23 protein-coding genes and 2 tRNA genes are annotated in these 23,750 nt (G+C 63.0%); 12 read left to right on the top strand and 13 right to left on the bottom strand.

All coding sequences use genetic code 11. The features are described from left to right. The first annotated feature begins 18 nt into the window (after positions 1 to 18). The gene (locus BMF35_RS09980) at positions 19 to 2,205 is read left to right on the top strand and encodes a ComEC/Rec2 family competence protein (protein WP_047005812.1); all 2,187 of its coding nucleotides are present in this window, start codon (positions 19 to 21) and stop codon (positions 2,203 to 2,205) included. Positions 2,206 to 2,281: 76 nt separating this feature from the next. Here BMF35_RS09980 and lexA read toward each other — a convergent pair whose 3' ends face one another. The 11 genes from lexA to BMF35_RS09925 all read right to left on the bottom strand — a co-directional run bounded on the left by lexA (position 2,282) and on the right by BMF35_RS09925 (position 13,120). Continuing rightward, a complete protein-coding gene (gene lexA, locus BMF35_RS09975; protein WP_047005811.1) occupies positions 2,282 to 2,953 on the bottom strand; it encodes a transcriptional repressor LexA in 672 nt (223 codons plus the stop codon). Between the two features lie 69 nt (positions 2,954 to 3,022). Beyond that, positions 3,023 to 4,216 (bottom strand): molybdopterin molybdotransferase MoeA, encoded by a 1,194-nt coding sequence (locus BMF35_RS09970; RefSeq protein WP_047005810.1) that lies wholly within the window; start codon positions 4,214 to 4,216, stop codon positions 3,023 to 3,025. After that, positions 4,213 to 4,683: a cyclic pyranopterin monophosphate synthase MoaC gene (gene moaC / locus BMF35_RS09965; RefSeq protein WP_047005809.1), complete on the bottom strand. Its 471-nt coding sequence runs from the start codon at positions 4,681 to 4,683 to the stop codon at positions 4,213 to 4,215. Before moaC ends, BMF35_RS09970 begins: the two co-directional genes overlap by 4 nt. Before the next feature lie 223 nt (positions 4,684 to 4,906). After that, on the bottom strand, positions 4,907 to 5,287 hold the full coding sequence (locus tag BMF35_RS09960) for a DUF3597 domain-containing protein (protein WP_047005808.1): 381 nt from the start codon (positions 5,285 to 5,287) through the stop codon (positions 4,907 to 4,909). An 83-nt stretch (positions 5,288 to 5,370) separates the two neighbouring features. Further along, entirely contained in the window at positions 5,371 to 6,159 is a 789-nt protein-coding gene (trpC, locus tag BMF35_RS09955; protein ID WP_047005807.1) for an indole-3-glycerol phosphate synthase TrpC, read from the bottom strand. A gap of 115 nt (positions 6,160 to 6,274) precedes the next feature. Beyond that, positions 6,275 to 7,267, bottom strand: coding sequence for an anthranilate phosphoribosyltransferase (trpD, locus tag BMF35_RS09950; RefSeq protein WP_047006501.1), 993 nt, complete (start codon positions 7,265 to 7,267; stop codon positions 6,275 to 6,277). Continuing rightward, positions 7,264 to 7,878 (bottom strand): anthranilate synthase component II, encoded by a 615-nt coding sequence (locus BMF35_RS09945; RefSeq protein ID WP_047005806.1) that lies wholly within the window; start codon positions 7,876 to 7,878, stop codon positions 7,264 to 7,266. The genes trpD and BMF35_RS09945 overlap by 4 nt, the downstream gene beginning before the upstream one ends. A 31-nt stretch (positions 7,879 to 7,909) precedes the next feature. Further along, entirely contained in the window at positions 7,910 to 8,869 is a 960-nt protein-coding gene (gene pip / locus BMF35_RS09940) for a prolyl aminopeptidase (protein ID WP_047005805.1), read from the bottom strand. Next, positions 8,866 to 9,669 carry a phosphodiester glycosidase family protein gene (locus BMF35_RS09935; protein WP_047005804.1) on the bottom strand — a complete coding sequence of 268 codons (804 nt, stop codon included), beginning with the start codon at positions 9,667 to 9,669 and terminating at the stop codon, positions 8,866 to 8,868. Before BMF35_RS09935 ends, pip begins: the two co-directional genes overlap by 4 nt. Next, positions 9,666 to 11,177 (bottom strand): anthranilate synthase component I, encoded by a 1,512-nt coding sequence (gene trpE, locus BMF35_RS09930; RefSeq protein ID WP_047005803.1) that lies wholly within the window; start codon positions 11,175 to 11,177, stop codon positions 9,666 to 9,668. The genes BMF35_RS09935 and trpE overlap by 4 nt, the downstream gene beginning before the upstream one ends. Positions 11,178 to 11,188: 11 nt before the next feature. Then, entirely contained in the window at positions 11,189 to 13,120 is a 1,932-nt protein-coding gene (locus BMF35_RS09925) for a SurA N-terminal domain-containing protein (protein WP_047005802.1), read from the bottom strand. A gap of 246 nt (positions 13,121 to 13,366) precedes the next feature. Between BMF35_RS09925 and tpiA the strand changes: the two genes are divergently transcribed. The 3 genes from tpiA (at position 13,367) to BMF35_RS09910 (ending at position 16,317) form a co-directional block, all read left to right on the top strand. Next, on the top strand, positions 13,367 to 14,125 hold the full coding sequence (tpiA, locus tag BMF35_RS09920; protein WP_047005801.1) for a triose-phosphate isomerase: 759 nt from the start codon (positions 13,367 to 13,369) through the stop codon (positions 14,123 to 14,125). 108 nt (positions 14,126 to 14,233) lie between these two features. Continuing rightward, positions 14,234 to 14,575 (top strand): preprotein translocase subunit SecG, encoded by a 342-nt coding sequence (gene secG, locus BMF35_RS09915; protein ID WP_047006500.1) that lies wholly within the window; start codon positions 14,234 to 14,236, stop codon positions 14,573 to 14,575. A gap of 104 nt (positions 14,576 to 14,679) precedes the next feature. Continuing rightward, on the top strand, positions 14,680 to 16,317 hold the full coding sequence (locus BMF35_RS09910) for a CTP synthase (protein WP_047005800.1): 1,638 nt from the start codon (positions 14,680 to 14,682) through the stop codon (positions 16,315 to 16,317). 352 nt (positions 16,318 to 16,669) lie between these two features. On the opposite strand, the gene BMF35_RS09905 is transcribed toward BMF35_RS09910, so the two are convergent. Next, positions 16,670 to 17,143, bottom strand: a complete 474-nt coding sequence (locus BMF35_RS09905; protein WP_047005799.1) for an Hsp20 family protein — start codon at positions 17,141 to 17,143, stop codon at positions 16,670 to 16,672. Between the two features lie 126 nt (positions 17,144 to 17,269). Between BMF35_RS09905 and grxC the strand changes: the two genes are divergently transcribed. The 5 genes from grxC to BMF35_RS09885 all read left to right on the top strand — a co-directional run bounded on the left by grxC (position 17,270) and on the right by BMF35_RS09885 (position 19,114). Beyond that, the gene (grxC, locus tag BMF35_RS09900) at positions 17,270 to 17,533 is read left to right on the top strand and encodes a glutaredoxin 3 (protein WP_047005798.1); all 264 of its coding nucleotides are present in this window, start codon (positions 17,270 to 17,272) and stop codon (positions 17,531 to 17,533) included. After that, a complete protein-coding gene (locus BMF35_RS09895) occupies positions 17,533 to 18,369 on the top strand; it encodes a carbon-nitrogen hydrolase family protein (RefSeq protein WP_047005797.1) in 837 nt (278 codons plus the stop codon). The genes grxC and BMF35_RS09895 overlap by 1 nt, the downstream gene beginning before the upstream one ends. After that, the gene (locus tag BMF35_RS09890) at positions 18,366 to 18,824 is read left to right on the top strand and encodes a DUF1178 family protein (protein WP_047005796.1); all 459 of its coding nucleotides are present in this window, start codon (positions 18,366 to 18,368) and stop codon (positions 18,822 to 18,824) included. The genes BMF35_RS09895 and BMF35_RS09890 overlap by 4 nt, the downstream gene beginning before the upstream one ends. A gap of 44 nt (positions 18,825 to 18,868) precedes the next feature. After that, positions 18,869 to 19,004, top strand: a tRNA-OTHER gene (locus BMF35_RS13645). Between the two features lie 33 nt (positions 19,005 to 19,037). Continuing rightward, a tRNA-Arg gene (locus BMF35_RS09885) sits at positions 19,038 to 19,114 on the top strand. Between the two features lie 186 nt (positions 19,115 to 19,300). Here BMF35_RS09885 and hppD read toward each other — a convergent pair. Continuing rightward, the gene (hppD, locus tag BMF35_RS09880; RefSeq protein WP_047005795.1) at positions 19,301 to 20,404 is read right to left on the bottom strand and encodes a 4-hydroxyphenylpyruvate dioxygenase; all 1,104 of its coding nucleotides are present in this window, start codon (positions 20,402 to 20,404) and stop codon (positions 19,301 to 19,303) included. 119 nt (positions 20,405 to 20,523) lie between these two features. On the opposite strand from hppD, the gene BMF35_RS09875 reads away from it, so the two are divergent. From BMF35_RS09875 to BMF35_RS09860, 3 genes are all read left to right on the top strand, one after another. Next, a complete protein-coding gene (locus BMF35_RS09875; RefSeq protein ID WP_047005794.1) occupies positions 20,524 to 20,844 on the top strand; it encodes an FtsB family cell division protein in 321 nt (106 codons plus the stop codon). A gap of 149 nt (positions 20,845 to 20,993) precedes the next feature. Continuing rightward, positions 20,994 to 22,085 carry a pyruvate dehydrogenase (acetyl-transferring) E1 component subunit alpha gene (gene pdhA, locus BMF35_RS09870; protein ID WP_047005793.1) on the top strand — a complete coding sequence of 364 codons (1,092 nt, stop codon included), beginning with the start codon at positions 20,994 to 20,996 and terminating at the stop codon, positions 22,083 to 22,085. A gap of 271 nt (positions 22,086 to 22,356) precedes the next feature. After that, positions 22,357 to 23,742, top strand: coding sequence for a pyruvate dehydrogenase complex E1 component subunit beta (locus BMF35_RS09860; protein ID WP_047005791.1), 1,386 nt, complete (start codon positions 22,357 to 22,359; stop codon positions 23,740 to 23,742). The last annotated feature ends 8 nt before the right edge of the window (positions 23,743 to 23,750 follow it).

Genomic DNA, 23,750 nt, shown 5'->3' with positions numbered 1-23,750 from the left:
TTCCTGTCCTGTTTGTGCATGGCTGCGCACCTGCCACCTCTGGTGCCCATGGGGGACGAACCGGGCGATGCTGCGCCGCAGCGCACGCCTTGGCGAAAGCGCGCCTCTTTGTCCAGCATGGCCGAAAGGGCAGAGCGATTCCTCGCAAATGCCGGGTTCGATCGGGGGCCGTGGCTGGCCGTAGCTTTCGCTGCCGGGATTGGCGCATGGTTCGTGTTGGACACGGCTGCCGAGTGGGTAGCAGCGATGGCGGCAGGCCTGCTGATGGCTCTTGGAGCGATGGCCGCGTGGAAAGGCGATGCGGCGCGGGTGCATCTGGTGGGCGCACTGGTGGGGGTAGGTCTTCTCTTCGCTTTCGGCACCGGGCTCGCTTGGAGCCGGTCCGAAATCGTTGGCCAGCCCGCCTTCGAGCGGCCGACCTACGGCGCGTTCCAGGGCCGCGTCCTCGAAAGGATAGAACAGCCCGCGCAGGAGCGTGTCCGGCTTGTGCTGGCGACACGGCATCCGGAGACGGCGGAACCCGTGAGGATTCGGGTGAATGTCGAGCTGGACGAGGCGACGCCATTACTGGCCGAAGGGGCGGTGGTCGAGGTCGAAGCACGGCTGATGCCCCCTGCGCCGCCAATGCTGCCCGGAGGCTACGACTTCGCCCGCACGGCGTGGTTCGATGGCTATGCCGCCACGGGCAGCGTGCAAGGCGACATTCGCGTGCTGGAAGACGCGCCGGCAGACGATGCGCTGATTGCTTCGTTGCAGCGGCGCCTTTCCGCCCATGTGCGCGAGAACCTCGGCGGATCGGCGGGCAGCATCGCGGCTGCTTTTGCCAGCGGCGACAGGGGCGCGATAACCGAGGCCGACGAGGACGCCATGCGCGATGCCGGATTGACCCATTTACTCTCCATCAGCGGATTGCATGTGAGCGCGGTGATTGCAGGCGCTTATCTGGTTGCGATCAAGCTGCTCGCCGGTTGGCCGTGGCTGACCCTGCGCGTGCGGCTGCCCGTCTTCGCTGCCGGCATCGCCGCGCTCGCAGGCATCGGATACACGCTCCTTACCGGTGCGCAGGTGCCGACCGTGCGCAGCTGCATCGCCGCTCTCTTGGTCCTGATCGCGCTGGCGATCGGGCGACAGGCGCTGAGCCTGCGAATGGTAGCCGTGGCCGCGGTGTTGGTCCTCTTGCTCTGGCCCGAAAGTCTCGTCGGGCCGAGCTTCCAGATGAGCTTTTCCGCAGTCATTGCCATCGTGGCGCTGCATAATGCCGAACCGGTCAAACGCTTCCTGGCGCCGCGTGAGGAGAGCAGAGTAGCATTTATCGGGCGGCGGACGCTTATGCTGCTGGTGACGGGTATGGTGATCGAGATCGCCCTGATGCCCATCGTGTTGTTCCATTTTCACCGCGCGGGCGTTTACGGCGCGCTTGCCAATGTGATCGCGATTCCGTTGGTGACATTCATCTCCATGCCGCTGATCGCGCTCGCTCTTGCGCTAGACGTGGTTGGGGCGGGCGCGCCGGCGTGGTGGCTGGTCGGCAAGTCTCTCGACCTCCTGATCGGCATAGCGCATTTTACGGCAAGCCAGCCCGGCGCGGTCAAGCTGATGCCGCAGATGACGGGCGGCGTGCTGGCGCTGTTTGTCGTTGGCGGACTGTGGCTGGCCTTATGGCGTGGCAAGGCGCGACTACTTGGCCTGATCCCCGCGTGGATCGGCACCGCCTTGCTATTAGCGACTCCGGTGCCCGATGTACTGATATCCGGCGACGGTCGCCATGTCGGCATCGTGACGGAGGATCGGCGCTTGCTTGTCCTGCGCGATACACGAAGTAGCTATACCCGCGATAACCTCATGGAACTGGCAGGCGTGGAGGCTGAGCCTGTTCCGCTGGACCATTGGCCGGGTGCGCGATGCAGCCGTGATTTCTGTGCCGTTACCGTGCAGCGGGGCGGTCGCAGCTGGGAGCTGCTGATGAGCCGCAGCCGCGATATCGTAGGGGAGCGCGCCCTTGCCGCCGCTTGCGAACGCGCGGACATCGTGGTCTCGGACAGGTGGCTGCCCCGCAGCTGCGAACCGCGCTGGATGCGGGCGGACCAGCGTGCGCTTTCGCAAACAGGCGGGTTGTCTATCGTTTTAGGCGAGGAGCCGTCAGTTCGCCGCGTTGTCAACAGCCAGGGCGAACATGGCTGGTGGCGCGGTCGGGAACTGGACTAGTGCGCTGCCAGTGAACCGTCGTACCGCGAAGGGCGACACCGCGAAGCGCCGCCCTTCGTGCAATCGTCGAACCTGATCAGTGGTAGCGGCGCAGAAGCCCAGCCAGCTTGCCCTGCACCTTCACTTGCCGGTCTTCATAGACCTGCGGATCGTAACTGGCATTTGCCGGATCGAGCCTAATCCTGCCGCCATCATGATAGAGGTATTTGAGCGTCGCTTCCTCATCATTGACGAGGGCGACGACAATATCGCCGTCGCGTGCTGTATCGGCCTTTTTCACCAGTGCGAAGTCGCCATCGAAGATGCCGGCTTCCACCATGGAGTCGCCCGAAACTTCAAGCGCGTAATGCTCGCCCGAGCCGAGCAGAGCGGCAGGCACCGGCAGCGTCTGGCTATCTTCCAGTGCTTCGATCGGCACACCGGCGGCGATGCGGCCATGCAGCGGGATTTCGATGACATCGTTTGCCGCTTCTGGCTGGCTGGCTGGCGGCGTCGTGACCTTGGCCACGGCTTCCATACCCTTGCCGCCGACATTCTCCGGCATCTTAACCACCTCAAGCGCGCGGGCACGGTTGGCGAGGCGGCGGATGAAGCCGCGCTCTTCCAGAGCCGAAATCAGGCGATGCACGCCCGACTTGCTCTTCAGGTCGAGCGCTTCCTTCATTTCCTCGAAACTGGGAGAAATACCGCTGTCTTCGAGACGGCGATGGATGAACAGCAGCAATTCGTGTTGCTTGGCAGTCAACATGGGCGAACCCCTCATCAATGTTCCACTATGGAACGGATAAGGAACAAGTAGGCAACATTGGGGTGCCCGTCAAGCGATACCGCCATTTTGGATCAGATAAGCCGATACCAGCTCGCCCGCGGCGGCAGCTTCGGCTCCGACAGGGCGATGGATCAGCAGGTCGGCAGCAGCAAGAGCCTGCAACGCGCTGCTGTCGCGCTGGGCGATGGGCACGGCATAGCCATTGTGCAATCGTGCGCGGAACAACTCGGCACGCACTCCGGTCTCCGGCAACGGTTCGCCGAGCGATAGCTGTACAGCGCGCGGGAATGCATCACTCGCGCCGGCGAGGTGCCGCAGCAGGGGCAGTACGAAGAGGAAGGCGGTCACATAAGCGGATGCCGGGTTGCCGGGCAGGCCGACCAGCGTCGTCGCGCCCCTGCGCGCAATCAGCAGCGGTTTGCCGGGTTTGATGGCTACCCGCCAGAAACCCAGCTCGGCGCCCCAGCGTTCGAGCGCCGGACGCACCAGGTCATGGTCGCCGACCGAGGCGCCGCCGCTTGTCACGATCACATCTGCATCAGCCGTTTCAGCCAATGCGCCGAGCAGGGCGTCCATGCTGTCCGCCACCGGGCCGATCCGGCGAGCGTCTCGGGCGAGGGGAGCGCACATGGTCTGCACCATCGAGCCGTTCGTGGCCGGTATGCGGTGGTCGGGTAGCGACGCGGCATCGCTCAGTTCGTCACCGCAGTCGATCACGGCGAGGGCCGGGCGCTTGCCGACGGCGAGGCTGCGGTGTCCCGCCATCCGCGCCAAAGCCAACTGCGGCGCATCCACCCGCGATCCGGCGACGAGCACCGTGTCGCCTTGCGCGAAGTCGAATGCCCTGCGGCGGACGAGATCTGCCGACGGGCCATCCCCGCCGGCCAGTGTGACCACATCGCCTTTCCGCCCGGCGTTCTCCTGAATCAGGATGGCGCTTGCGCCCGTGGGCAGCAGCGCACCCGTCGAGATGCGGACGCATTGGCCGCGGGCGAGCGACCCACCGAAGGGGTGCCCGGCCGCGCTTTCGCCGATCACGGTCCACGGTCCGCCATCGTCCCCGGCCAGCATCGCATAGCCATCCATGGCCGAGAGGTCCGCCGCGGGCTGGTTGCGCTTAGCCACGACATCGTTTGCGAGGTAGCGGCCATGCGCGGCATCGAGCGGCACATCCTCGGTCGGAAGCCGGTGGGTTCCCTCCAGCAGCCTTCGCTGCGCTTCATCAAGCGGAAGCAGGCTCACGCGGCGTGCCAGTCGCCGCTCTTGCCGCCTGTCTTGGCGACGAGGCGGACCTGTTCGATCACCATCCCCTTCTCCAGCGCCTTTGCCATGTCGTAGAGAGTGAGCAGCGCGACACTGGCAGCGGTAAGCGCTTCCATCTCCACGCCCGTGCGGCCAGTCAGCGAGGCGGTGGCCGTCACCTCTATCGCGCTTTCGGTGAAGGCGAAGTCCACGTTCACGCTGTCAAGCGCGAGCGGGTGGCAGAGCGGGATCAGCTCGCCCGTGCGCTTCGCGGCCATGATACCCGCGATACGCGCCGTTCCCAGCACGTCACCCTTAGGCCCATTGCCATCGCGCACTGCGGCGAGCGTGGCAGGCTGCATCGTGATCCGGCCGGTGGCAGTCGCGCTCCGCTGCGTTTCCGCCTTGCCGCCCACATCGACCATGCGCGCAGCGCCGTCATCGCCCAGATGGGTGAGGCCGCTCATGCCGCCACCACTGCTAACCTGGAGCACTTGGAGCACTGTCCAGGGCAAGGAATCAGCCTTGGACACAAAAAGCGAAGAAATGGCAGATATGCGTGAGTTTTGCTCATGCGTGCCTGTCTGCACGAACCAAAACGATTAGGAAAGCGGGCAGCGGAGAGCCGCATAACAGAAAGGGCGCCGACGCTTTCGCGGCGACGCCCTTCAATCATCTGAGACAATTTGCTCAGCTGCGCAGGCTCTGCGGCACCTTGCCGCCATTCTCGGCCAGCTTGTCCATCACGTGGCTATGCAGCGCCATGTTCTCTTCCGCCTTGCCGGAATAATCGTTGTCGCCCAGTTCGGTGGCGAGCTGCTTGCGGTTCTCGTAGCTGGGATCGAGGCCGACCAGCTTCATCAGGTCGACGATGGAACTGCGCCAGTTGAGCTTGTCTGCGCCATCCATCGCGTCGAGCCGCGCTTCGACGTCCACTTCGCTGATGGGAGCGCCCTTTGTCTGTGCCGCGCCGAAGCCGGTCGTCGCCTTGGGCGCGCGGCCCATGGTCTTGGTCGCCTCCGGCTCGTCCTTGCCGAAGATTGCATCCTTGATCGAGCTGAAAATTCCCATGGTCGTCCCCTTCGAGTGACTTTGAGGCCAGGATTGGCCGATAAGGGAACAATGCATGACGGACAAATATGTCCCAAGAAAGTCTAGCCGTGCAGGAGCGTCCGCGTGGCTGCCTCGACATCGTCCTGACGCATCAGGCTTTCGCCGACGAGGAATGTGCGCACGTCGCAGCGCGCCAGCCGCTCGCAATCGGCGTGGGAATTGATGCCGCTTTCGCCCACCAGCAGCGTGCCTTCGGGCGCGAGCGGCGCGAGCCGTTCGGTCGTGGCGAGATCCGTTGTGAAGGTCCTCAGGTCGCGATTGTTGACGCCGATCAGGCGCGAGGCGAGGTCTGTCGCGGCGCGCTCCAGCTCCGCCTCGTCATGCACTTCCACCAGCACGTCCATGCCGCGTTCCACGGCTGCGGCCTCGATTTCCTGCATCAGCGTATCCTCCAGCGCGGCGACGATGATGAGGATGGCGTCTGCACCAATGGCGCGGCTTTCGGCCACCTGCCACGGATCGACCATGAAATCCTTCCGCAGCACGGGAAGGGCGCAGCTGGCGCGCGCATCGATCAGGTAATCTTCGTGACCCTGAAAGTAGGGCTGGTCCGTCAGCACGGAGAGGCACGCTGCGCCGCCTTGCGCATAGTCCATGGCGTGCTGGCGCGGGCGGAAATCGGCGCGGATCAGACCCTTGGAGGGACTGGCTTTCTTGATTTCGGCAATCAGTGCGAAACCGGTTTCGGCTTTGTCGCGCAATGCCTTCTCGAAGCCCCGCGGCGCGCTGACATCGGCTGCGATCCGATCGAGGTCGGACAGCGTCTTGCCGCCCTTGCGGATGCGGACTTCCTCGCGCTTGGTGGCGCATATTTCTTCGAGCTTATTCAACGCAATCTCCGCTCATGCTGAGCTTGTCGAAGCATCGTTCTTCCTTTCAAGCGCCCCGCTATTAGAAAAAGCGATCCTTCGACAAGCTCAGGATGAGCGGGTTTTATTTGCTTGCCTACTTCGCCGCCGCGATCCAGCAATCGAGCAATTGCTTCGCCAGCCCCTTATCCAGTGCTTCTGCCGCTTCTTCCGCGCCATCCTGCCAGCTATCGACTTCTCCCGCGACCAGCAGCGAACCTGCCGCGTTGAACACCACCGCATCGCGATAGGGGCCGGGTGCGCCCATCAGTAACGCTTCCAGCGCGCGGGCGTTGTGCGCCGGATCGCCGCCGCGAATGGCCTCGACCGGGGCATGGGGCAAGCCGGCGTCTTCTGCGCGGACGCGCTTCATGGTGACATCGCGCCCTTGCACGTCGGCGACCTCGTTTCCTTCGTCGAGACTCAGCTCGTCGAGACCCTCGTCGCCCGAGACGATGAAGGTTCGTTCCGTGCCCAGGCGCGACATGGCATCGGCGTAGATCGGCACATAGGCGGGCCGGGCGATACCGATCAGCTGGCGGCGCACACGTGCGGGGTTGGACAGCGGACCCATCAGGTTGAAAATCGTGCGCTTGCCCAGCTTTTGCCGAATGGGCTGAATGCGCGCCATCGCCGGATGGTGGTTCTTGGCGAACAGGAAGCAGATGCCGATCTCGCGCAGCGTATGCTCTGCCGTGCGACCGGCGGCATCCATGTCGAGGCCCAGCGCTTCCAGCGTGTCGGCAGCACCGGCCTTGCTGCTGGCGGCGCGATTGCCGTGCTTTGCCACAGGCACGCCGCAAGCTGCGACGACCAGCGAAACGGCGGTGGAGACGTTCAGCGTGTGATGCCCGTCGCCGCCCGTGCCGCACACGTCGATGGCCCCTTCGGGCGCTTCGATGGGGATCAGCCGTTCTCGCATGGCGCGCGCGGCTCCGGCAATCTCGTCGGCCCGCTCGCCGCGATCGGTCATGTCGGAGAGGAATGAGGCGATCTCCTCCTCGTCCGGTTTGCCGTCGAGCATATCGGCGAATGCTGCATAGGCTTCCGCTTCGGTCAGCGGGGCGGTGGCCGGGGGGAGCACGCTCATGCCGGCACCTTTGCCGGGATGCCGCACAGGGCACAGAAATTGGCAAGCAGCGCATGGCCGTGCTCGGTCGCGATGCTTTCGGGATGAAATTGCACGCCGTGAATGGGCAGCTCTGCGTGACGAAAACCCATCACCGCCGCGGCGTCCGCCCCGGGCGTGGTGCTGGTGGCGTTGACGAGCAGGTAATCGGGAATGTCTTCCACGATCAGCGAGTGATAGCGCGTGGCGGTGTAGGGGGACGGCAGGCCGGCGAAAACACCGGTGCCGTCGTGCTCCACCGCGCTCGTCTTGCCATGCATAAGCCCGCCACGCGTGACGCGCCCGCCGAAATACTGGCCGATGGCCTGATGGCCGAGGCACACGCCCAGCAGCGGTGTCTTGGTATCGGCACAGGCCGCCACGATGGCGAGGCTGATGCCTGCCTCGTTCGGCGTGCAGGGGCCGGGCGAGATCAGGATGCCCTTCGCGCCTTTTGCCATGGCTTCATCGGCAGTCAGCTCGTCATGCCGCACCACCTCGACCTTCGCGCCCAGCTGCATCAGGTAGTGGACGAGATTGAAGGTGAAGCTGTCGTAATTGTCTATGACGAGGATGTCGGGCGCGGCGGTCATGCCGTGCCTTTCGCCGCAAGGCGCGCGGCGATCAAGACGCTTTGCCTGCAAATTCGTCTGTCGCGCGGACAAGTCCGTCTATGATGCCCGGCTCGCCTGCGCTGTGGCCCGCATCGTGGACGATCCGCAGATCGACCTCTGGCCACGCCTTTTTCAGCTCGTATGCCGAGACGGGCGGACAGCAGATGTCGTGGCGGCCCTGCACGATGATGCCGGGAATGCCGTGCAGCTTCTCGACATTGGCCAGCAGCTGGTTCGGTTCCAGGAAGAAGTCTTCTAGGAAGAACTTGGCGCAAATGCGCGCGAACGGAACGGCCTTGGCCGGATCGGCGAAGCTATCCATCAGTTCGTCATTGGGCAGCAGCGTGGCAACACAGCCTTCCCACAGCGACCACTCCTTGGCGGCGGCAAGGCGCGTGGCCTCGTCATCGCTGGTGAGCCGGTTGTAATAGGCGCGCACGAGGTCGTCGCGCTCGCTTTCCGGGATGAGGCCGCTGAAATTACCCCACTGTTCGGCCATGATCTGGCTGGCACCGTGGCGGTAAAGCCAGTCCTTTTCCTTCTGCCGCCCGAGGAAAACGCCGCGCAGCACCAGCTCGCTCACCCGCTCGGGATGCGTCTGCGCATAGGCGAGGGCGAGTGTCGCGCCCCAGCTGCCGCCGAAGACCTGCCATGTATCGAAGCCGCACATCTCCCGCAGCTTCTCCATATCGGCAACGATGCGCCAGGTGTCGTTGTTCTCGATTTCCGCGAAGGGCAGCGAGCGGCCGCAGCCGCGCTGGTCGAACAGCAGGACATCGTAGAGTTCGGGATCCCATTGGCCGCGATGGGCGGGGCTCACGCCGCCACCCGGGCCGCCATGCAGCATGACGGCGGGCTTGGCGCCTTTCGTGCCGACCCGCTCCCAGTAAAGCGAGTGCCCTTCGCCCACATCGAGCATGCCGCTGTCGAACGGCTCCAGCTGCGGATACAGCCCGCGATAGTCACTCATTCGGCATCCTCACTTGTCGTTTCTTCTTCTGTTGTTTCCGTCACCACGATCAGCGGCCCGATGTCCGGTCCGCGGTCGAGACGTCCGCTGGCAGGATCCCAGATCTGCGAGACGGTGCCGTCGAGAAACAGCGCGTTATCGACGCGCAGCACATCGCGATAGAGCCGCGCGAGCTTGCCGAAGCTGACCGGCGCCTCGCTGACAAGGAAATGCGCGCGGCCCGCATCGTCCACGCCGACGGCGTTGCGGGTCTTCCGGCTTTCCCCATCGGGGTCGAAATCGGGATGCAGGTCGCCATCGATTACCAGCATGGGGCCGGACTGGGTGGCAAAGGCAGGGCGGTCCTCCACCTCCTCGCCAAAGCGCGCGGTTTCCATCACGCGCCACGGGCCGTCCTCGCTCTCGCCATAGAACACGCCATTGGGCAGTAGGTGGAAATTGCCCGGCCCTTCATTCTCGTTGAGTAATGCGAGACGGCGACCATCCTCGACATAGTAGCCGATCGGCCGACCATCCGCGTCATACATCCCGCCATTCATCACCAGCGCGATCCGTGCCGCATCCTCGCCCACAGCATCGCTATAGGCGTCCAGCGAGCGATAAGGCGCGCCGCCATCCTCAGGCGCGAGGTCCATGGTCACAGCATGCCGGCCCGGTTCGGCGGTGCAGTGGGTGAAGGGCGTATCCTCGAACACGATCGGTTCGCAAATCGACACTCGTTGCACCGGCTCTGCCTCATCCGTGCGGACGGTGCAGGCGGCCAGCAGTATGACGGCAGAGAGAGCAAGGGCGCGGATCACTGCCCGAACCCCGGCTCGGTAGCGATAGTCATGGCTTCGCGTGCGGCTGCGATCAGCGCGCCTGCCTTGTGGCGGCATTCGGCGGCTTCGGACGCCGGGTCGCTATCAGCGACAATGCCCGCACCCGCCTGCACATGCATCACATCGTCCTTCACGACGGCGGTGCGCAACACGATGCAGCTATCGACCGAACCGTCCGGTGCGAAGTAGCCGACGCCGCCCGCATAGGCGCCACGCGTTTCGGGCTCCAGTTCGGCGATGATTTCGCAAGCGCGAATCTTCGGCGCGCCGCTGACGGTGCCTGCCGGAAATCCCGCGAAGAGCGCGTCGAGCGCATCCTTGTCGTCCGCCAGCTGGCCCACGACATTGCTGACGATGTGCATCACATGGCTGTAGCGCTCGATAGTGAAGCTGTCGGTCACATGCACACTGTCAGCAGCCGCAACGCGGCCCACATCGTTGCGGCCGAGATCGAGCAACATCAGATGCTCTGCACATTCCTTCGGGTCGGCGAGCAGGCTCACCTCGTTCGCGCGATCTTCGCTATCGGTCGCACCGCGCGGGCGCGTGCCGGCAATCGGGCGAATGGTCACTTCGCCATCACGCACGCGCACGAGGATTTCGGGAGAGGAACCGACGACGGCAAAGCCGGGCAGGTCGAGGAAATAGAGGAAAGGCGAAGGGTTCACCCGGCGCAGCGCGCGGTAGAGGTCCAGCGGGGGTTGCTGGAAGGGGCAGGTGAAGCGCTGTGCCAGCACCACCTGGAAGATATCGCCCGCAGTAATGTAATCCTTCGCGCGGGCGACCATCGCGGCATAGTCCGCTGCGGCAAGAACCGGCGTCAGCTCCATTGCAGGAAGCTCCGCTTGCTTTGCCGGAGCAGGCACTTTCTCGCCCAGCTTCCTCAGCGCCTCATCGATCCGCTCTCCGGCTCGGGCTACCTTCGCCGACGGTTCGCCATTATCCGCCCAAAGCGGCGCGATGCAAAACAGATCGTCCGTCAGCCGGTCGAACACCAGCACCAGCGCAGGCCGCGCAAACAGCATGTCCGGCACTTCCAGCGCGCTTCGCGGGGCGCGGGGCAGCTTCTCGACCAGTCCGATAGTCTCGTAGCCGAAATAGCCCACCAGGCAGGCGAGGGCAGGGGGCAGGCCTTCGGGCACGTCGATCAGGCAGGACTGAGCCAGAGCGCGCAGCTCTGCCATAGCATCGCCATCCAGCACCTCGAAGGCTCCGCGATCGTGCCGCCACTCGCGATTGATCTGCGCCTGCGCCCCGGTTGCGCGAAACAGCAGGTCGGGATCGAGGCCGAGCAGGCTGTAGCGCCCGCGCGTTTCTCCGCCCTCGACCGATTCCAGCAGGAAATCGCCGCGCCCCGGCTCGATCAGCTTGAGCGCGGCGCCGATGGGCGTTTCCGTATCCGCCACCACGCGCCGCCACACCAGCGTGTTGCGGCCTTCCGATAGCGCGCGCTGCGCGGCATCGGCATGGTGCGGAGCGGCTGCCACTTTGAGCGTGCCTATTGCTGGCCGGCGCTGGTCAGCTGGTCGCGCACGGCCTGCACGGCATCGTCATTGATATCTACATCGAGCGAGGCCTGCATCGCCGCAATGAATTGCTCGACATATTCCTGACCCAGCGTCTGCGCGAGCTGCGCCTGCGTGCGGGCGATAGCCGGATCGTCTTCAGCCAACTCGGGCGTCTGGATCTCGTCCAGCTGCACCACGAACCACGTGTTGGCATCGTCTACCTCCACACGCTTTGTCGTGCCTTCGGCCATGGAGAAGAACAGGATGCTGGCGCGTGAAAGCTGGCCCTGCTGGAACAGCTCCGCCCTGTTGAGGCTAAGCGGATTAAGGTTGCTGGCTGGCACATCCTCGGCAGCGAGCGCAGCGGCAAGGCTTTCGCCGTTTTCCACCCGCTCCGTGATGCGCGCCGCAGCGCGGCCGGCTGCGGCCATGCCTCGGTCGCGTCGCCATTGCAGCGTAACCTGTTCCCGGATCTCGGCGAGCGGCGCGGCGGCACTGGATGTGATCTCGCCCACTTCGAACAACAGGAATTGCTCGCCCGGTACGATCTCGGCCAGCTGGGTATCGCCTTCCTGTAACTGGAAGGCGAACCCGATGACAGGCGCAAGCTCGTCCGAAACGGCGGCCCCGGTTTCATAGACATTGCCGGCTGCCGTCACCTGCGGCGAAGTCGCCACATCCAGCCCCAGCGCTGCCGCAGCTTCGGAGAGGCTGGTACCGTCGGCGAAGTCGTTTTCCAGCTGCTCGGTCAATTCCTGCAAAGCAAGGTTGCGGCGCTCTTGCTCGATTTCGGAACGGATGTCGTCGCTTGCCTGGTCGAGCGTGCGGCCACTGACCTGGCGGACGTTGTCGACCTGCAAGACGTAGAAGCCGAGACTGCCACGCACCGGCCCGACAATGTCGCCGGCGCGCACATCGAAGGCGGCTTCGGCAACGGCGGCATTCGTTTGCGCCTGCAGGTCGGACCGTTCGAGATCGGTGAGCGTCACCGTATCCAGACCCTTCGAGCGGGCAGAATCGGCGAGCGATGTGCCGGCATTCACTTCGTCGATCACGGCTTGTGCTGCCGCTTCGGTGGGAACGACGAGCTGGGTGAAGCTGCGCGTTTCGGTCGCCGCATAGACCGTCGCGTCGCGCTGATAGCGGCGAGCGATCTGCGCATCCGTCACCGGTGCGATATCGACGGCATCGGCATTGAACAGAGCATAGCGCAAGGTACGTCGCTCGGGCCGGATGTAACGCGCACGGTTGGCGGAGTAGTAGGTCTGCAATTGCTCCGCTGTGGGACCGCTATCGGGCAGGAAAAGGCTGGCAGGCAGGGCGGCGGCGCTGCCGATGCGCGTTTCGGCGCTGAGTTCGGCGTAGCGGCGCGCAATACTGTCGGGCAGGGCCGCACCGTAAGTGACAGGCAGCACCAGCTGGCGGGCGTAAAGACCCATGGAAAGGTCGTCGCGCACGATGGCTTCGGTCAGGCCGCGCTCACGGATGACGGCGCGAAAGGCGTTGATATCGAAACTGCCGTCCAGCCCCTGAAAGCCCGGAATTGTGCGGATTTCGCTATCCACCAGCGCGTTGCTGACACGCAGGCCCATCTGGTGCGCGAATTCGGCAATGGAATAGCGGCTGACCAGCTGGTCGAGCACATCGTCAAGCCCGCCTTGCTCTACGAAGGCTTCCGTTGAAAGCGTCGGATCCTGCTGGCGGGCCATGCGCGCAGCGCTGTCCGTATTGATGGCAAGGTCCGATGTGGAGATGTCGCGATCGCCGATCACTGCGACCCTGCTGCCTCCGGCCACGCCGCCGAACGTGCCAGATCCGCCGATGTCTGCAGCGGCAAAAGCGAAGGCGATCAGCGCCAGGAATGCCAGCGTTACGGGGATGCCGAGCTTGGAATTGAAGAAATTGCGGAAGAAGGAGATCATCGGAAGTTCGTTGTCCGTATTGGGGAGGAGGCCCTGCGGGCACCCTGACAGTCAGTTGCGCCCGCTTTATCCGCGCTGCGACCCTGCCGCAACAGCCCAGCGCAGCTTTCGCCCGATGTGTAAAACCTGCTTTGACAAGACTGGCCGCTGCCACTAGCGCGATTGGCCGATGTGACCGGGACCGCGAACAACGCGCCCGGGTCTGCGCCATATCCGCCTGAACAACTCACGGAAATATCACCACCGATGTCCGAACGCCCTTACATTGTCGGCAACTGGAAAATGCACGGGACGCGCGCCATGCTCGCCGAAGCGCGCGCGATCGACCGCGCGGCCGAACGGCTGATCAAGGTCGAAGTCGCGCTCGCTCCGCCATTCACGCTGATCCATGCCTGCCGCAAGGAAGCGACGTTGATCGGTATCGGTGCGCAGGATGTGCACCCCGCCGATGGCGGCGCGCATACCGGCGATGTGTCGGCAGCCATGGCGAAGGACGCGGGCGCGGGATTTGCCATCGTCGGCCATTCCGAGCGGCGCGCCGACCACAAGGAGTCGAACGCCCTCGTCAAGCAGAAGGCCGAGGCCGCTATCGAGGCAGGCATGAACGTCATCGTCTGCGTCGGCGAGACCGAGGACCAGCGCGACGAAGGCAAGGCTGAAGATGTCGTCGCTCGCCAGCTCGCAGGCTCGGTGCCTACGGGCGAAGAACTGGCCGAGAAGATCACCGTCGCGTATGAACCCGTCTGGGCCATCGGCACCGGCCGCACGCCCACGGTGGACGATATCGGCACCATGCACCGCCATATCCGCGGCAAGCTGGTCGACATGTTTGGCGAGGCGGGCGAGGCTATGCGCATCCTCTATGGCGGATCGGTGAAGCCCGACAATGCGGCCGAATTGCTGGCAGCCGACGAAGTGGGCGGCGCGCTGGTCGGCGGGGCCAGCCTGACGGCGGAGAGCTTCCTCGGCATCATCGTCGCCGCTGCGGAGACCGAGGACGACTAACCCCAACCGCGCCATCGTCCTACAAAACTTGTGGGAAAGGCGTAGGGCGACTACATCGCACGCAACAACACCCGATATTCCTAAAGTAGCGTATTTTCGACCATGAACCTGTTTCTCTTCCTTACCGTCATCCAGGCCTTCATTGCAGCGGGCCTCGTGCTGCTTGTGCTCATGCAGAAGTCCGAAGGCGGCGGCCTCGGCATCGGCGGTGGAGGCAGCCCCGGCGGCATGCTGTCGGCGCGCGGCGCGGCGGATTTCCTCTCGCGCGCGACCAAGTGGTTCGCTGTGCTTTTCGTAGTGCTCTCCATCATACTCGCGGGCCTTGCCGTAAACGCGACGGGCGCTGCCGAGCTGGACGATTCGATCGACCGCTCCACCACTGCGCCCGCGCAGGATGCTGCTCCGGCGGAAGACGAGGGCGACAATTCGCTGTCCGATCTCGACGGCTAAGTTACCGTAATGTCCGCCCGCTGCGGATAACCTGCATTATCTGGCGAATTTCTGGCGTAATTCGCTTGCGCCGAATCCGGCGCTGGGCTTAAGGCTCGCCTCCCATGGCGCGGTATATTTTCATCACCGGCGGCGTGGTTTCCTCGCTCGGCAAAGGTCTCATGGCGGCATCGCTTGCTGCCCTCCTGCAGGCGCGTGGCTACAAGGTCCGCATCCGGAAGTTCGACCCTTATCTGAACGTCGATCCGGGAACCATGAGCCCGTATCAGCACGGCGAAGTCTACGTCACCGATGACGGTGCGGAGACCGATCTCGATCTCGGTCACTACGAGCGCTTCACCGGCGTGTCAGCGCACCAGAACGACAACATCACCTCGGGCCGTGTCTATCGCGACATTATCGCCAAGGAACGGCGCGGCGATTATCTGGGCGCGACCGTGCAGGTAATTCCGCATGTGACCGACGCGATCAAGGATTTCGCGCTGGCCGACCAAGGCGACCACGATTTCATCCTGTGCGAGATCGGCGGTACGGTAGGCGACATCGAAAGCCTGCCTTTCATGGAAGCCATCCGGCAGCTGCGCAACGAGCTGGAGCCGAACCAGACCGTGTCCGTTCACGTTACGCTGGTGCCCTATATCGCTGCCGCTGGCGAGCTGAAGACAAAGCCGACCCAGCACTCGGTCCGTGAACTGGCGGCGCTGGGTATCAAGCCCGACGTGCTTCTCTGCCGCGCCGAGCATCCCATTCCCGATGGCGAGCGGCAGAAAATCGCCAATTTCTGCAATGTCCGCGTGGAATCGGTGATCCCTGCGCTCGACGCCACCAGCATCTACGCCGTGCCCCAGCAATATCACGACGCGGGTCTCGACAATGAAGTGCTGCGCCATTTCGGCATGCTCGGCACCTCCAACCCGCCGGACATGACGCGCTGGACCGATGTGGTCGATCGTTACGAGAAGCCCGAAGGCGAAGTCACCATCGGTGTGGTCGGCAAATATGTCGGCTTGCCCGATGCGTACAAATCGCTGAACGAAGCGCTGGTTCATGGCGGCATGGCCAATCGCACCAAGGTCAATATCCGCTGGATCGATGCGGAGATATTCGAAGGCGACGATGCCGATATTGCTGCCCAACTGGAGCCGTTGCATGGCATCCTCGTGCCAGGTGGCTTCGGCGATCGCGGCACCGAAGGCAAGATCGCCAGTGTGCGGTTTGCGCGCGAACACAAGGTTCCGTTTTTCGGCATCTGCCTCGGCATGCAAATGGCCTGCATTGAGGGCGCGCGCAGCATGGGTGTCGCCACCGCCTCTTCCACAGAGTTCGGTGAGACGGACGAACCGGTCGTCGGCATCATCACCGAATGGATGAGCGAGGAAGGGCTGCAAAAGCGGTCGGAGGATACCGACCTTGGCGGCACGATGCGGCTGGGCGCTTACGAGGCGAAGCTCGCAGGCAACAGCCATATCGCGCGCATTTATGACGGGGCGGAAACCATTTCCGAGCGGCATCGCCACCGTTACGAGGTGAACTCGGGCTATATCGACCGGCTCGAGCAGGACGGATTGATCTTTACCGGAATGTCGCCCGACGGATTGTTGCCGGAGATCGTGGAACGGCCCGACCATCCATGGTTCGTCGGCGTGCAGTTTCACCCCGAGTACAAAAGCCGCCCCTTCGACCCGCATCCTTTGTTCCGCGGTTTCATCGCAGCGGCACTGGAGCAATCACGCCTAGTTTGACCAGATCTGTGCCTGCCGGTCGGCACGAAGGTTTCCGAAATGGGCCAAATCCCAGAATTTTCTTGCAAATCGCGGAGGGGGGAGCGTAACGCCTTAACGCAAGGGCATATGGGATGGTGCAGGCGGAGGGCCTGCCACGGTATTGTCCGCAAGAGAGTTCAGACCGGCCCCGCACGCGCGACAGGGCGTATCCAGTGCGTTGTCGGCTCGGTCTTGCTCTGTGACATTGGCTGTCTCTTGCGACCCGGACAGCTTTTGCCAGGAGCGAGTCGGCGCTTACGCGTCGAGGGGGCGAGGCTTTAGCGGGCCTCGCCCCCGATTGTTTCAACGGTGATGTCGTGAAGAAACGCCATCAGGCAGCGTCGGCTGCGTCATCATCCTTCTTGTCGCCTTCCACCACTTCGAGAGTGGTGCCGCCAATGGCGATCTTCTTGGGCTTCATCGCCTCGGGCACTTCGCGCACAAGGTCGATCACCAACAGCCCATCGGCCAGGTCGGCGTTCTCGACGCGCACATAATCGGCCAATTCGAAGCGACGCTCGAACCCGCGATTGGCGATGCCGACATGCAGCATCTCGCCGTCCGCGATTTCGTCGCGCTTCTTTCCCTGCACGGTGAGCAGGTTCTGCTGGGCGGTGATATCGAGATCGCGCTGCTTGAAGCCGGCAACGGCAATCGTGATGCGATAGGCATCTTCATCGCGGCGCTCGATATTGAAAGGGGGGTAGTTGTCGCCGCTATTGCGTGCGTTGTTTTCGAGCAGATCGAAAAGACGATCGAAGCCTACGGTCGAACGGCGATAGGGGGTGAGATCGAAACGGTTCATGTGAACAAATCCTCTTCTGAGCAATTTGGTTAGTGTAAGCGGACCCGAAAGCGGCATCCGCACGGATCAAGATAATCGCGCCCACGGCCATTTCAAGCGGCCCGCACAGCGCAGAAAAGAGGGATTGTGAGCACTCCGAAGGTTGAAATTTACACGAAGGCATGGTGCGGTTTCTGCACGCGCGCCAAGCGCCTGCTCGATAGCAAGGGCGTGGAATATACCGAGTACGACATCACCATGGATGGTGCGAAACGCGATGAAATGGTGTCGCGCAAACCCGACGCGCGCACGGTGCCGCAAATCTTTATCGACGACAAAGCCGTCGGCGGATCGGACGATCTTGCCGCGCTGGAGCGCGAAGGCAGGCTGGACGCGATGCTGGGCCTGTAATGCCGAAACTAGCTATCCTCCAGATGACGACGGGCATCGACGCCGATGCCAATCTGCAAACCGTGATCGACGCGACTCGCGAGGCAGCGCAAGGCGGGGCGAAGGTGCTGTTCACGCCGGAAATGTCCATCCTGCTCGACCAGAAGCGCAAGCGCGCTGCCGAATGGATCGACAATGGCGGGCCGGATCGTGCGAAAACGGCGCTTGCGGACGCTGCTCGCGAGCATGGCGTCGATATCGCGCTCGGCTCCATGCCCGTGCCGACGGGCGAGGATCGTTGGGCCAACCGCGCGATGTATTTCCGCGCATCGGACACCGGCACCTCACCCGCAATTTCCTACGACAAGATACACATGTTCGATGCCGAATTGGGCGAGGGCGATAGCTGGCAGGAATCAGCCGCCTACCGTCCCGGCGGAGAGGTGGTCGCGGTGGGCGATACACCGGTTGGCAAGCTCGGCCTGACGATCTGTTACGACTTGCGCTTTCCCGCCCTGTTCGATGCGCTGGGCCGCGCCAAATGCGATTGTATCGCGACCCCTGCAGCCTTCACCGTGCCGACAGGCAAGGCGCATTGGCATGTCCTGCAGCGCGCTCGCGCGATCGAGGCTAGCGCCTTCGTCGTCGCCGCAGCGCAGGTCGGCGAGCACGAGGACGGGCGCTCCACTTACGGTCATTCGCTCGTAATCGATCCATGGGGCGACGTATTGCTGGATATGGGCAGCGAGAACGGCGTCGGCTTCTGCGATATCGATCTTGGCCGTGTCGACGACGTGCGCAAACGGATTCCCAGCCTTGCGAACAAATGCGAAAGCCTTACAGCGCCGGGCGCATGATCGTTTACGACCTCTCCTGCGAGCACGGCCATCGGTTCGAAGGCTGGTTCGGTTCTTCCGGCGACTTCGCCGACCAGAAGGCGGGCGGATTGATCACCTGTCCGCAGTGCGGATCACCGGCGGTCGACAAAGCACCCATGGCGCCTAGCGTGGGTGCGAAAGGCAACCAGCGCACGGAGGTCGCTCGCGGCAAGAATGTCTCGAATGCGCCGATGACGCCGGAAGTCGCGCAGGCTCTGGAAAAGCTGGCGAAAGCGCAAGCCAAGGCGCTGGAGAACAGCACCTGGGTCGGCAAGGATTTCGCAGAGCAGTCGCGCGCAATGCATTACGGTGAGAAAGACCACGCGCCCATCCATGGACAGGCGAGTATGAAGGAAGCGAAAGACCTGCTCGACGAGGGCGTCCCCGTCGCGCCGCTGCCATTGCCGATTGCCCCGCCTGACGATGTGAACTGATTGCCAGCGCGAATTCATCGCCGTAAAGGCGGCAACGGGCGCCCGTAGCTCAGTCGGATAGAGCACCAGATTGACCCGCGGTCAGCTGCGCTTCCCTAATCTGGGGGCCACAGGTTCGGAGTCGGAGCGCGAAGCGCACAGACGGCCAGAGCGTAGCGGCGGCCAATCCTGTCATTGCCATCCGCGACCTGTGCAACTAGTTGCGCTTTTCGGGCGCCCGTAGCTCAGTCGGATAGAGCACCAGATTCCTAATCTGGGGGCCACAGGTTCGAATCCTGTCGGGCGCACCAAAGGGCAGTATCCCGCGAGGGGTGCTGCCCTTTGGTTTGCTCAGATTGATCGAGCCTTGTTCGGAGTCGGAGCGAAGCGGAGACGACGAGGCGCGCAGCGCCGAGACAATCCTGTCGGGCGCACCAAAAAAAGGGACGGACCTTCCGGTTCGCCCCCTTTTTTGCAATTGTCGATGTCTCGGTCGCTTACTCGGCCGGCTCAGCTTCAGTCTTGAGCACGCCGCGCTTGACCTGGTCGCGCTCAATGCTTTCGAACAGGGCCTTGAAGTTGCCCTCGCCAAAACCGTCATCGCCCTTGCGCTGGATGAACTCGAAGAAGACCGGGCCGACCTGTGCTTCTGCGAAAATTTGTAGCAGGAGCCGTGGCTGGCCGCCTTCCGTCGTGCCGTCGAGCAGAATGCCGCGCATCTTCAGTTCGTCGGCAGGCTCTCCGTGGCCGGGCAGGCGTTCGTCGAGCATCTCGTAATAGGTTTCCGGAGGGGCGGTCATAAACGGCACGCCCAGCTTTTTCAGGCGATCCCATGCGGCAACCAGATCGTCACAGATTAGGGCGATATGCTGGATGCCTTCGCCGTTGAAGTCCTTCAGGAACTCCTCGATCTGTCCCTTGCCGCCTTCGCCCTCTTCGTTGAGCGGGATACGGATCTTGCCGTCGGGTGCCGTCAACGCCTTGGAGGTGAGGCCGGTATATTCGCCCTTGATGTCGAAGAAGCGGATTTCGCGGAAATTGAAGAGCGTCTCGTAATAATCCGCCCAGTACTTCATCCGGCCATTATAGACGTTGTGCGTCAGGTGATCGATGACGTTGAAGCCCGCGCCTTCGGGGTTGCGATCCACGCCGGGTAGGTATTCGAAATCGATATCGTAGATCGAAAGGCCTTCGCCATCCTCGTTGGCGTAACGGTCGATCAGGTAGACAATGGCCCCGCCAATGCCACGGATGGCTGGAATGTAGAGTTCCATCGGACCGGTCACGACGTCGACCGGTTCTGCACCTCGTTCGATCAGTTCGTCATAGGCCTTGGCCGCGTCCTTCACGCGGAACCCCATGCCGCAGGCCGACGGGCCGTGCTCGCGCGCAAAGTACCATGCCGCGCTGCGCGGTTCGTAATTGATGATCAGATTGATCTGCCCCTGTCGCCACAACTGCACATCCTTTGAGCGGTGATTGGCGATGTGGGTGAAGCCCATGGTTTCGAACACAGGCTCGATCATGCCCTTTTCCGGTGCGCAGAATTCGACGAATTCAAAGCCGTCTAGGCCGATGGGATTTTCAAAGAGGTCAGTCATAGTTTCACTTGTAACCTGTTTGGCTTTTGCGTGCAATGTTCAATCGACCCATCGTCCGCCCCGCAGTTCCCGAAGGAAAGCGCTTGATCGGGCGGGGCAAGTGTGATTCAAGGTTAACAATGAACGGACTGGTCCATAAACGCGATATCGTGCGCGAGCGGGTGGCGAATGCCGGCGCCCTGCTTGTGTTGATGTTGATCGGCGGGCTGGCTCTGATCGGCCCGTCAGGCGTGCTCGCCTGGGGTGAGCAGGCGTCGCGGCTCGATGAGCACGAGGTCCGGATCGTGGAGCTGCAAAAGCAGCGAGCCATCCTGCAGAACCGCGTCGCATTGCTGCACCCCGACAATGTCGATCCAGATTACGCGTCGGAGCTGGTTCGCGGCAATCTCAATGTCGCCCATCCGGACGAGTTCGTCGTCGAGCTGGAAACGCTCGACTAAGCGCCGCCGGAACGGCACTCCACAACAAGCATTTTCACCACATAGGCTAAATGGCCACTTGCCGCGTTGCATGGGCCGCGAAACCCTGCAAATAGGCATTCTCTTACACGACCTGCGCCGCCACAGGCGCGCCTTTCGAGGACACGACATTGGCCAAAGCTTCCACGTCCGGCAAAAGCAAGAAAACCCCTGCCAAAAGCAAAAGCGACAGCAATAGCGAGGATTTCGCGCTGCGCTCGCTGCAGGAGGGGCTGGAGAAGAAGAAGCGGTTCGGGGCAAGCGACGAACAGCTGATGGGCTTTTACGAGCAGATGCTGCTCATCCGCCGTTTCGAGGAGAAAGCCGGCCAGCTTTACGGCCTCGGCCTGATCGGCGGGTTCTGCCATCTGTATATCGGCCAGGAAGCTGTGGCGATCGGTCTGCAATCCGCGCTCAACGGCGATGTCGACAGCGTCATCACCGGTTATCGCGATCACGGCCACATGCTCGCCTACGGCATCGACCCGAAAGTCATCATGGCAGAGCTGACAGGCCGCGCCGCCGGTATCTCCAAGGGGAAGGGCGGCTCGATGCACATGTTCAGCACCGAGCACAAATTCTACGGCGGGCACGGCATCGTCGGCGCACAGGTGGCGCTCGGCGGCGGGCTCGCTCTCGCGCATCAATATAATGAGGATGGCGGCCTGTGCCTCGCCTATTTCGGCGATGGCGCGGCAAACCAGGGCCAGGTCTACGAGACGTTCAACATGGCGGCGCTCTGGAACCTGCCCATCGTCTTCGTTGTCGAGAATAACCAGTACGCGATGGGCACCGCGGTGCGGCGCAGTTCCGCCGAAACCGAATTTTATCGCCGCGGCACGGCCTTCCGCATCCCCGGCATGAAGGTGAACGGAATGGATGTGCTGGAAGTGCGTCAGGCGGCCGAGATCGCGTTCAAGCATGTGCGCGACGGCAATGGGCCGGTACTGATGGAATGCGAGACCTATCGCTATCGCGGTCACTCCATGTCCGATCCTGCCAAATATCGCACGCGCGAGGAGGTGCAGGACCAGCGCGAGAAGAACGATCCCATCGAGCGGGTGAAGAAAGATCTTGGCGCTGCCGGTATAGAAGAAGAGAAGCTGAAAGAGATCGACAAGGCCATCCGCGCCACGGTTGCCGAAGCGGCAGATTTCGCCGAAAGCTCGCCCGAGCCCGATCCGGCAGAACTCTACACCGAAGTTCTGGTGGGGGAGTATTGATGACCAACCCTCCCAAGACCACTCACGCCATGATCGCTTTGCCGCGTTTGCTGGCAAGGCGCGAAACGCAGAGCGTGCCTTTAGGCACGAGCAAGTTGAGTAACGCTGTCCAGCGAGCGCGGCTAAGCGACCGCTTCGCGGCGGGCCGATTTGCGCGCGCTACGTCGTCATTCGTCAGTCAAAAAGAGGGTACTTTGATCCTTCCTCATTCCTCGAAGCACACGCAAATCGGCTCCGTCATGACGCGAGTGGTCTTGGGAGGGTTGGTCTGATGGCTATCGAACTGAAAATGCCCGCCCTTTCCCCCACCATGGAAGAAGGCACGCTCGCCAAGTGGCTGGTGAAGGAAGGCGACACTGTTTCCGCCGGCGATGTGTTGGCCGAGATCGAGACCGACAAGGCTACGATGGAATTCGAATCCATCGATGAGGGCACGGTCGGCAAAATCCTCGTTGCGGAAGGCACGGAAGGCGTCGCTGTCGGCACCGTCATAGCCATGCTGGCAGGCGAGGACGAAGATGCCTCCGCCATCGAAGCGCCGGCAGCTGCCGAGAGCGAGGATCCGGTGCCCGGCGAGGGCAAGGATGTCGGCCGCGATCCCTCAGAAGCCGAGATCACCAAACCGAAGCCTGCCGCGCGCGCATCCGATCCGGACGTGCCAGAAGGCACCAATATGGTGAAGCTGACCGTACGCGAAGCCTTGCGCGATGGCATGGCCGAGGAAATGCGCCGTGACGAGCGTGTTTTCGTGATGGGCGAGGAAGTCGCCGAATATCAGGGCGCCTACAAGGTGACGCAGGGCCTGCTCGACGAGTTCGGCCCAAAGCGGGTAATCGACACGCCGATCACCGAATACGGTTTTGCCGGCATCGGCACCGGCGCCGCCATGGGCGGCCTGCGCCCGATCGTCGAATTCATGACATTCAACTTCGCCATGCAGGCGATCGACCACATCATCAATTCCGCCGCCAAGACCAATTACATGTCGGGCGGCCAGATGCGCTGCCCGGTCGTGTTCCGCGGCCCGAATGGCGCGGCGAGCCGGGTGGGCGCGCAGCACAGCCAGAATTACGGGCCATGGTATGCCAGCGTGCCGGGCCTCATCGTGATCGCGCCCTATGACAGCTCTGACGCTAAAGGCCTGATGAAAGCCGCGATCCGCAGCGAAGACCCTGTTGTCTTCCTCGAGAACGAATTGGTCTACGGCCAGAGCTTCGAAGTCGCGCAGCTGGATGACCACGTGCTGCCGATCGGCAAAGCGCGCATCATGCGGGAAGGCAGCGATGTTACGATCGTGTCCTATTCCATCGCAGTCGGCGTGGCGCTGGATGCGGCAGAAGATCTTGCCGCAGAAGGCATCGAGGCCGAGGTCATCGACCTTCGCACGCTGCGTCCGCTCGACAAGGAAACGGTGCTGGAAAGCCTCGCCAAGACCAACCGCGTGGTCATTGCCGAAGAAGGCTGGCCGACCTGCTCCATCGCATCGGAAATCGTGGCGATCTGCATGGAGGAGGGTTTCGACCATCTCGATGCGCCGGTCACGCGCGTATGCAACGAGGATGTGCCGCTGCCGTATGCCGCCAATCTCGAAAAGCTGGCGCTGATCGACAAGGATAAAGTGATCGCTGCGGTGAAGAAGGTCACTTACAGCGAGTAGTCGGGCAG

This window comes from Aurantiacibacter gangjinensis, from assembly GCF_001886695.1.
GTDB classification, from domain to species: Bacteria; Pseudomonadota; Alphaproteobacteria; order Sphingomonadales; family Sphingomonadaceae; genus Alteraurantiacibacter; species Alteraurantiacibacter gangjinensis.
Note: the sequence above shows the minus strand (reverse complement) of the source record. Positions and strands in the feature narration are given on the sequence as shown.

What these genes read in the sequence shown, in the direction of transcription:
- BMF35_RS09980 (WP_047005812.1), top strand. Translation starts at nt 19, where the DNA reads ATGGCTGCGCACCTGCCACCTCTGGTGCCCATGGGGGACGAACCGGGC.
- lexA (WP_047005811.1), bottom strand. Translation starts at nt 2,953, where the DNA reads ATGTTGACTGCCAAGCAACACGAATTGCTGCTGTTCATCCATCGCCGT.
- moaC (WP_047005809.1), bottom strand. Translation starts at nt 4,683, where the DNA reads ATGAGCGGCCTCACCCATCTGGGCGATGACGGCGCTGCGCGCATGGTC.
- BMF35_RS09960 (WP_047005808.1), bottom strand. Translation starts at nt 5,287, where the DNA reads ATGGGAATTTTCAGCTCGATCAAGGATGCAATCTTCGGCAAGGACGAG.
- trpD (WP_047006501.1), bottom strand. Translation starts at nt 7,267, where the DNA reads ATGAGCGTGCTCCCCCCGGCCACCGCCCCGCTGACCGAAGCGGAAGCC.
- BMF35_RS09945 (WP_047005806.1), bottom strand. Translation starts at nt 7,878, where the DNA reads ATGACCGCCGCGCCCGACATCCTCGTCATAGACAATTACGACAGCTTC.
- pip (WP_047005805.1), bottom strand. Translation starts at nt 8,869, where the DNA reads ATGAGTGACTATCGCGGGCTGTATCCGCAGCTGGAGCCGTTCGACAGC.
- BMF35_RS09925 (WP_047005802.1), bottom strand. Translation starts at nt 13,120, where the DNA reads ATGATCTCCTTCTTCCGCAATTTCTTCAATTCCAAGCTCGGCATCCCC.
- tpiA (WP_047005801.1), top strand. Translation starts at nt 13,367, where the DNA reads ATGTCCGAACGCCCTTACATTGTCGGCAACTGGAAAATGCACGGGACG.
- BMF35_RS09910 (WP_047005800.1), top strand. Translation starts at nt 14,680, where the DNA reads ATGGCGCGGTATATTTTCATCACCGGCGGCGTGGTTTCCTCGCTCGGC.
- BMF35_RS09905 (WP_047005799.1), bottom strand. Translation starts at nt 17,143, where the DNA reads ATGAACCGTTTCGATCTCACCCCCTATCGCCGTTCGACCGTAGGCTTC.
- BMF35_RS09895 (WP_047005797.1), top strand. Translation starts at nt 17,533, where the DNA reads ATGCCGAAACTAGCTATCCTCCAGATGACGACGGGCATCGACGCCGAT.
- BMF35_RS09890 (WP_047005796.1), top strand. Translation starts at nt 18,366, where the DNA reads ATGATCGTTTACGACCTCTCCTGCGAGCACGGCCATCGGTTCGAAGGC.
- hppD (WP_047005795.1), bottom strand. Translation starts at nt 20,404, where the DNA reads ATGACTGACCTCTTTGAAAATCCCATCGGCCTAGACGGCTTTGAATTC.
- BMF35_RS09875 (WP_047005794.1), top strand. Translation starts at nt 20,524, where the DNA reads ATGAACGGACTGGTCCATAAACGCGATATCGTGCGCGAGCGGGTGGCG.
- BMF35_RS09860 (WP_047005791.1), top strand. Translation starts at nt 22,357, where the DNA reads ATGGCTATCGAACTGAAAATGCCCGCCCTTTCCCCCACCATGGAAGAA.